Raw genomic sequence first — 7,511 nt, forward strand, 5'->3', positions numbered from 1 at the left:
GACCTAATCAACTGTGCGGGGGTGGGAAAACGAACTCTTTTTAATTAGTCGAAGTTCTTTCCCACTCCCTTTGATTTGGGTCTTATTTTCCAAAAGGGGTGAAAAATGGTATAATAAGTACGATATTGTACAGAAAAGAGAAATGTTATGCCAAATTATGCCATTATTTTAGCAGCGGGGAAAGGTACCCGTATGAAATCAGATCTGCCTAAGGTTCTCCACAAGGTTGCAGGGATTTCTATGTTGGAGCATGTCTTCCGTAGTGTTGGAGCCATCTCACCTGAAAAGACCGTAACGGTTGTGGGGCACAAGGCGGAATTGGTAGAAAAGGTATTAGAAGGTCAAACAGAGTTTGTCAAACAAACCGAGCAATTGGGAACTGGTCATGCGGTCATGATGGCAGAGCCAGTCTTGGAAGGCCTTGAAGGGCACACCCTTGTCATTGCAGGAGATACTCCTTTGATTACGGGTGAAAGCCTCAAACACTTGATCGACTTCCATATCAACCACAAGAATGTGGCAACGATTCTGACAGCAGAAGCAGCCAATCCATTTGGCTATGGTCGGATTGTCCGCAATGATAATGCGGAAGTGCTTCGAATTGTTGAGCAAAAAGATGCGACAGATTTTGAAAAACAAATTAAAGAAATCAATACAGGGACTTATGTCTTTGACAATGCGCGCCTCTTTGAAGCTTTGAAAAATATCAACACTAACAATGCCCAAGGTGAATACTATATCACGGATGTCATCGGTATTTTCCGTGAGGCTGGTGAAAAAGTCGGGGCCTATACGCTCAAAGATTTTGATGAAAGTCTCGGGGTTAACGACCGCGTGGCCCTTGCAACAGCAGAAGGCATCATGCGTCGTCGCATTAACCAAGCCCACATGGTCAATGGGGTGAGCTTTGTCAATCCAGATGCGGCCTATATCGATGTCGATGTTGAGATCGCACCAGAAGTGCAAATCGAGGCCAATGTTACCCTCAAAGGGCACACAAAAATTGGGGCTGAGACCGTTTTAACCAATGGCACCTATATCGTGGACAGTGAAATTGGTGCAGGTGCTGTCATCACCAACTCTATGATTGAAGAGAGCACGGTAGCCGATGGCGTAACGGTAGGACCATATGCTCATATTCGCCCAGGTTCTAGCCTCGCTAAAGATGTCCATATTGGAAACTTTGTCGAAGTCAAAGGTTCGTCTATTGGCGAAAATACCAAAGCTGGTCATTTGACTTACATTGGCAACTGCCAAGTTGGCAGCAACGTCAACTTTGGTGCAGGAACCATCACAGTGAATTATGATGGCCAACACAAGTTTAAAACAACGATTGGAAATAATGTCTTTGTCGGATCTAATTCGACGATCATTGCGCCAGTTGAATTAGGCGACAATTCCTTAGTCGGTGCTGGATCAACCATCACCAAGGATGTACCAGCTGATGCGATTGCGATTGGTCGTGGCCGTCAAGTAAATAAAGAAGAGTATGCTCTTCGCTTGCCACACCATCCTAAAAATAAATAGGAGATTCTCATGCAATTTGAAGAAAAAACCATTGAGCGCAAGGAGATTTATCAGGGACCGATTTTCCAAGTGGTCACTGATCAAGTAGAACTACCCGCTGGAAAAGGCCAAGCGCAGCGTGATTTAATCTTCCACAACGGAGCAGTAGCGGTTTTGCCGATCACAGAAGATGGAAAGACGATCTTGGTCAAGCAGTACCGCAAGGCGATCGAGAGGACTTCTGTAGAGATCCCAGCAGGGAAGTTAGAAAAGGGAGAAAATGCAGATCCTAAAGCGGCTGCTCTGCGCGAATTGGAAGAAGAAATTGGCTACACAGCGGATCTAGAGTTGTTGTATGATTTTTATTCTGCCATTGGATTTTGTAATGAGCGGATCAAACTTTATGGTGCGACCAACTTGAAAAAGGTGGAAAATCCACGTCCACAAGATGCGGATGAGACCTTAGAGTTATTAGAAGTAACCTTGAAGGAAGCCAAAGATTTGATCCAAGCTGGTGAAATCTGTGATGCCAAGACCATCATGGCGATCCAATACTGGGACTTAATCAATAAATAGAGGAGGATCCGATGGGAAAACCTTTATTAACCGATGAAATGATTGAACGAGCGAGGCGAGGTGAGGACATTTCGAGTCCTAAAATGGTCGATGCTGAAGAGACGAAAATTATTCGGACAGACCACAGGGGATTTGGCTATGAACGTCCTATGAGAGAGAGTCGTATGGAGCGTCCGCAAGAGCGTTATTCTCAGGATACTGTGCAGATCCAAGTGGAGCCCACAGTGACCAAGAGTCGTCGTATTGAAGAGCGCAAACAAAGTGTGGTCCAATCCAAACTCAATAAGATTTTGTTCTGGATCATTGTGCTCCTCATTGCCTTGATCATTGCTATTTGGCGTCTATAAGGTCGTCACAAGGAGAGAAATGACATGAAAATTGGAATTATCGCAGCCATGCCCCAGGAGTTGAAGATCTTGGTTGAAGCCCTTGAAAATGGGGAAAAGCATCTGCGTCTTGGAAAAGTCTACTATACAGGATCGATTGGACGCCATGAGGTCGTTTTGGTTGAAAGTGGCATCGGAAAAGTCATGTCTGCTATGAGTGTAGCAGTCTTGGCCAATGATTTTAAGGTGGAAGCCATTATCAACACGGGTTCTGCAGGTGCCGTTGCCCCAGGGATGGCTGTTGGAGATATCGTTCTTGCCGACAAATTGGCCTATCATGATGTGGATGTAACAGCCTTTGGCTACAAGTACGGTCAAATGGCAGGCCAACCGCTTTACTTTGAATCCAGTCGCTATTTTGTATCAGAAATGAAAAAAGTTCTGGAAGAAGAAGCTGCAACCACGCATGTGGGCTTGATTACAACAGGAGATAGCTTTATCGCGAGTGAAGAAAAAGTCGCAGCAATTCGAGAGCATTTCCCAGAAGTCTTGGCAGTAGAGATGGAAGGGGCAGCTATCGCCCAAGCCGCTCATGCAGCTGGACGTCCTTTCATGGTCATTCGAGCTATGAGTGATACGGCAGATCACGCAGCTAATATCTCTTTTGATGAATTTATCGTAGAGGCTGGCGAACGCTCTGCTCAAACCCTGATTACTTTCTTGAAGAGATTGGTGTAGAAAAAAATATAGGGAAATTGAACATGTATCGTGAATCGTATTTTGATGGAGGCCTATTTTCATATATTGGCCATGTTTTATTAGCAACCTTCATTACAGTATTTACTTTTGGGATTTGTGCTCCTTGGGGCATGTGCATTATGTATAACTGGAAGGTCAAGCATACCGTGATTGATGGTCGTCGTCAGTATTTTGACGGCACGGCTATGCAGTTATTTGGAAATTGGATCAAATGGTGGTTCTTTACCATCATTACATTTGGGATCTATGTGTTCTGGTTAAATATCAAGGTCACTCAATGGATTACCAAGCATACTCATTTTATAGACTAATTGAAAAGGACTCGTCTACGGACTAGTCCTTTTTTGAAGCCGATTCTTTCAGAAATAGGGAACTTTCATGCTATAATAAAGACTAGTAATGTAAAGGAGAGAATATGGTTTTATCAAAGAAACGGGCACGTCATGTGATCGAAGAAATTATCGCCCTTTTTCCAGATGCCAAGCCAAGTCTGGATTTTCGTAATCATTTTGAATTGTTAGTAGCGGTTATGCTCTCGGCTCAGACGACTGATGCGGCTGTTAACAAAGCGACACCAGGTTTGTTTGCGGCTTTTCCAACCCCGCAAGCCATGGCAGCAGCCAGTGAAGCTGATATTGCCAAGCATATTTCTAAATTAGGCCTCTATCGAAATAAGGCCAAATTTCTCAAAAAATGTGCCCAACAATTGCTAGACAACTTTGATGGGCAAGTGCCTCAGACTCGTGAAGAGTTAGAAAGCCTAGCAGGAGTAGGGCGCAAGACAGCAAATGTTGTCATGAGTGTAGGTTTTGGTATTCCAGCTTTTGCTGTCGATACCCATGTGGAGCGGATCTGTAAGCACCATGATATTGTCAAGAAATCAGCTACGCCATTGGAAGTTGAAAAGCGGGTCATGGATGTTCTGCCAAAGAGCGAATGGCTAGCGGCCCATCAAGCCATGATTTATTTTGGACGGGCCATCTGCCATCCCAAAAATCCTGAATGCGATCAGTACCCACAACTCTATCATTTTGATTAGGAATCAGTTCCTCTGCTCGAAAGAGCAGAGGTTCTTTTTTAGGCTGAACGTATATTTATTAAAAGGATTGAAAAGTGAACTTTTGCAAAGTTGTGGTACTAGGTGTCTAGACTCGCCTATTCAGCTTCTTTGAGATCGATTTCAAGATGCTTTTTCTTTATATCTTATTATATTCATTCAGAAAAAACGAACTTTTTTAAAATAAATTTGGTTTTTTTTAAGAAATAGTGTATAATGGTAGAAAATCTAACATAAGGAGATAGTGATGAAAGCAAAAAAACTGTTAGCTCTTGCAGGAGTTTCTGTTGCAGGTGCCTTTCTTTTAGCAGCATGTGGCGGTGGTAGTAGCAATCAAGCAACATACTCATTCGTCTATTCAGCAGATCCAAATACCTTGGATTACATCGCTGCAACTCGTACAACGACTTCAGATGTCACAAGTAACCTTGTAGATGGTCTTCTTGAAAACGACCGATACGGAAACTTTGTGCCAAGTCTAGCAGAAGATTGGACTGTCTCTGAAGATGGATTAACCTATACTTACAAACTTCGTAAGGATGCCAAATGGTATACGAGTGAAGGAGAAGAATATGGTGCTGTAACGGCTCAAGACTTTGTTACAGGGATCAAACACGCGGTTGAGTCTAAATCAGAAGGTCTCTTCTTGATTCAAAATTCGATCAAAGGTTTGGATGCCTACGTAAAAGGGGAAACCAAAGACTTTAACACAGTTGGAGTCAAAGCCTTAGACGACCACACCATCCAATATACTTTGGTTCGTCCAGAAAGCTTCTGGAACTCAAAAACAACCTCAGGTGTTCTTTTCCCAGTCAATGCGGATTTCTTGAAATCTCAAGGGAAAGATTTTGGTTCGTTGAAACCTAGCAGCATCTTATACAATGGTCCATATTACTTGAAATCTTTGACTTCGAAATCTGAGATTGAATTGGTCAAGAACAAAGACTATTACGATGCGAAAAATGTTCATATCGACAATGTCAAATTGACCTTTAACGATGGATCAAACCCAGATTCTATCATTAAGAACTTTGAAAAAGGTCAATATTCCTTTGCATCTGTTATGCCAAACAGCTCGACTTACAAGAGTGTCAAGAAAAACTTTGGTGACAACATTGTCTACGGTTTGCAATTGGGAACATCCTACTATCTTGGATTCAACTTGGACCGTCAAAAGTATGACCACACAGCCAAAACAACGGATGAACAAAAAGCTTCTACCAAGAAAGCAATCCTGAACAAGGACTTCCGTCAAGCGGTGAACTTTGGTTTTGACCGCAAATCATATGCGGCACAAGTATCTGGATCTGATGCGGCTGAAAATACCCTTCGTAGCACTTTGGTGCCACCAACTTATGTCCAAGTCAATGGAGAAGATTTTGGTAAGGTCGTTGAAAAACAATTGGTTACCTATGGGGATCAATGGAAGGGTGTGAGCCTGGACGATGGTCAAACGAGCCTTTACAGCCCAGAAAAAGCCAAAGCTTCCTTTGCGAAAGCCAAAGCTGAATTGCAAAAACAAGGCGTTCAATTCCCAATTCATTTGGACTACATTGTTAGCCAAGTGGACAACAGCATGGTCCAACAAGCTAGCTCCTTCAAACAATCTGTAGAGTCAGCGCTTGGTGCAGACAATGTCGTTGTGGACCTTCAAAAGGTATCGGATGATGATTTCCAAAATATCACCTACTTCAGCGATACAGCGGCTGCGAGAGATTACGATATCTCAGGCGGTGGTTGGGCTCCTGACTACCAAGACCCATCGACTTACCTCGAAAGTATCAGCCCAGTAAATGGTTCTGTCTTCTACTATCTTGGTATTGATGCAGGTTCAAATAATCCAGCCATTGCAACAGTTGGTTTGGATCAATACGCTAACATGTTGAAAGATGCCGATGCTGAATTGTTGGATCAAGCAAAACGCTATGAAAAATATGCAGCAGCGCAAGCATGGTTGACAGATAGCTCGATTACGCTTCCAACTGTTTCAAATGGTGGTGCTCCAATGCTTCAACGGACCGTACCATACAGCCGTGCTGCTTCATGGGTTGGTACAAAAGGAACAGGAACCTTCTACAAATACCTTGAAATGTCCAAAGATGTTGTCACCACAAAAGACTTTAACAAGGCCAAAGAAGAATGGTTGAAGAAAAAAGCAGAATCCAATAAAAAAGCTCAAGAAGATCTCAAAGATCACATCGAAAAGAAAAAATAAATCAATCATTGTTCCATCAATGAGGATAAAAAAAGTCGGAACCTTCATGTGAGGGTTCCGGTTTTTTAGGTATCGAATGTTAGTCCATCTCGTTCTTTTAGATGAAAGATAGATCAACCACTGCATCTTGCTCGGCAATCCAAAAACAGTTAAGAGGCTAGGACTTTTGGCCCAGCCTCTTAACTATAGACGGGTGATCATCATTCTATTCACTAAATCTTAAAAAATAGCCATCTGGATCTAAAACTGCAAATTCATGAGGATAGATATAATGGTCGCCAACAAGAAATTCTCTTTTGTTGTACCCTATGCTTTTTAGCGAAAACGTTTCCTATTTAAATAAACTCTAAAAAATGATAAAATATTTGTAAGTCAACCACTTTAAGGAGAACAATCCTGATGAAAAACAAAATAATATTAAGCTCTGTAACGCTTCTATCTGCATTTATACTAGCAGCATGCGGAAACGGAGAGAAGAAAGCAACAGAAACTACGACTGCATCAACGACAAAAGCTCAAACAACAACTCCTGGGTCTTCTTCTAGGGCAAAAGAAATATCCCTTGCAGATACTCAACGTATCGGAAATGAAAATTTTGGTTATATCAATATCCCTAAAGATTGGGTCGTATATAATTTCAAAGCTCAAAGTAGCAAAACTCAAAGTAGCAAAACGCTCAAATATTCATCACCAGACAAACACAATATGTTGTTAATGGAATCAAACACTAAAGATACTGTTGAACTTGGCCCCAACGAAACCTTTGACGCACAGTTACTTGCGGACCGTTTATATAGCTTCTGGGGAAAAGCCAAAAATCAAACTAGTTTAGAAGGTGTAAAAGCTATTTTTGCCAGTGAGGACGCTTTCTTAATAAAAGTAACATTTAAAAATGGGAACATTTTGTACGAATGGGTATTCCAAAAAGGCGATAAAGTATACAATATCACAATCGTAGGTTCAGAAGATATGATTAAAGCCTTAAGACCTGTTCTCGAGCAATCTTGGGGCTTAGATCCAAATATTCCTGGGAAATAATCCCCAAAAGACTAAAAGAGAGTGGGACAGAAAT

8 protein-coding genes and 1 pseudogene are annotated in these 7,511 nt (G+C 42.1%); 8 read left to right on the forward strand and 1 reads right to left on the reverse strand.

Going from position 1 to position 7,511, the window contains the following annotated elements; all coding sequences use genetic code 11:
- Window positions 1–147: 147 nt before the first annotated feature.
- From glmU to O3646_RS08065, 7 genes are all read left to right on the forward strand, one after another.
- Window positions 148–1,527 (forward strand): bifunctional UDP-N-acetylglucosamine diphosphorylase/glucosamine-1-phosphate N-acetyltransferase GlmU, encoded by a 1,380-nt coding sequence (gene glmU, locus O3646_RS08035; protein WP_214259743.1) that lies wholly within the window; start codon window positions 148–150, stop codon window positions 1,525–1,527.
- Window positions 1,528–1,536: 9 nt separating this feature from the next.
- Window positions 1,537–2,082, forward strand: a complete 546-nt coding sequence (locus O3646_RS08040; RefSeq protein ID WP_070589513.1) for an NUDIX hydrolase — start codon at window positions 1,537–1,539, stop codon at window positions 2,080–2,082.
- Between the two features lie 11 nt (window positions 2,083–2,093).
- A complete protein-coding gene (gene macP, locus O3646_RS08045) occupies window positions 2,094–2,429 on the forward strand; it encodes a cell wall synthase accessory phosphoprotein MacP (protein WP_021152842.1) in 336 nt (111 codons plus the stop codon).
- Between the two features lie 24 nt (window positions 2,430–2,453).
- Window positions 2,454–3,146: a 5'-methylthioadenosine/adenosylhomocysteine nucleosidase gene (locus O3646_RS08050; protein ID WP_021152843.1), complete on the forward strand. Its 693-nt coding sequence runs from the start codon at window positions 2,454–2,456 to the stop codon at window positions 3,144–3,146.
- A 23-nt stretch (window positions 3,147–3,169) separates the two neighbouring features.
- Window positions 3,170–3,478, forward strand: a complete 309-nt coding sequence (locus O3646_RS08055; protein ID WP_155167868.1) for a hypothetical protein — start codon at window positions 3,170–3,172, stop codon at window positions 3,476–3,478.
- Window positions 3,479–3,582: 104 nt separating this feature from the next.
- Complete coding sequence (gene nth, locus O3646_RS08060; RefSeq protein WP_003006251.1) at window positions 3,583–4,206, forward strand: endonuclease III; 624 nt, start codon at window positions 3,583–3,585, stop codon at window positions 4,204–4,206.
- Window positions 4,207–4,471: 265 nt separating this feature from the next.
- Window positions 4,472–6,439, forward strand: coding sequence for a peptide ABC transporter substrate-binding protein (locus O3646_RS08065; RefSeq protein WP_155167866.1), 1,968 nt, complete (start codon window positions 4,472–4,474; stop codon window positions 6,437–6,439).
- 205 nt (window positions 6,440–6,644) lie between these two features.
- On the opposite strand, the pseudogene O3646_RS08070 reads toward O3646_RS08065, so the two are convergent.
- Window positions 6,645–6,737, reverse strand: a pseudogene (locus O3646_RS08070) (VOC family protein); the annotation flags it as partial.
- A gap of 101 nt (window positions 6,738–6,838) precedes the next feature.
- Between O3646_RS08070 and O3646_RS08075 the strand changes: the two are divergent.
- Entirely contained in the window at window positions 6,839–7,477 is a 639-nt protein-coding gene (locus O3646_RS08075; RefSeq protein WP_129299565.1) for a hypothetical protein, read from the forward strand.
- The last annotated feature ends 34 nt before the right edge of the window (window positions 7,478–7,511 follow it).

The sequence above is a fragment of the Streptococcus sp. 27098_8_148 genome, assembly GCF_041432105.1.
Lineage (GTDB): Bacteria > Bacillota > Bacilli > Lactobacillales > Streptococcaceae > Streptococcus > Streptococcus parasanguinis_AE.

Coding starts and splice junctions, on each gene's coding strand:
- glmU (WP_214259743.1), top strand. CDS start 148: ATGCCAAATTATGCCATTATTTTAGCAGCGGGGAAAGGTACCCGTATG.
- O3646_RS08040 (WP_070589513.1), top strand. CDS start 1,537: ATGCAATTTGAAGAAAAAACCATTGAGCGCAAGGAGATTTATCAGGGA.
- macP (WP_021152842.1), top strand. CDS start 2,094: ATGGGAAAACCTTTATTAACCGATGAAATGATTGAACGAGCGAGGCGA.
- O3646_RS08050 (WP_021152843.1), top strand. CDS start 2,454: ATGAAAATTGGAATTATCGCAGCCATGCCCCAGGAGTTGAAGATCTTG.
- O3646_RS08055 (WP_155167868.1), top strand. CDS start 3,170: ATGTATCGTGAATCGTATTTTGATGGAGGCCTATTTTCATATATTGGC.
- nth (WP_003006251.1), top strand. CDS start 3,583: ATGGTTTTATCAAAGAAACGGGCACGTCATGTGATCGAAGAAATTATC.
- O3646_RS08065 (WP_155167866.1), top strand. CDS start 4,472: ATGAAAGCAAAAAAACTGTTAGCTCTTGCAGGAGTTTCTGTTGCAGGT.
- O3646_RS08075 (WP_129299565.1), top strand. CDS start 6,839: ATGAAAAACAAAATAATATTAAGCTCTGTAACGCTTCTATCTGCATTT.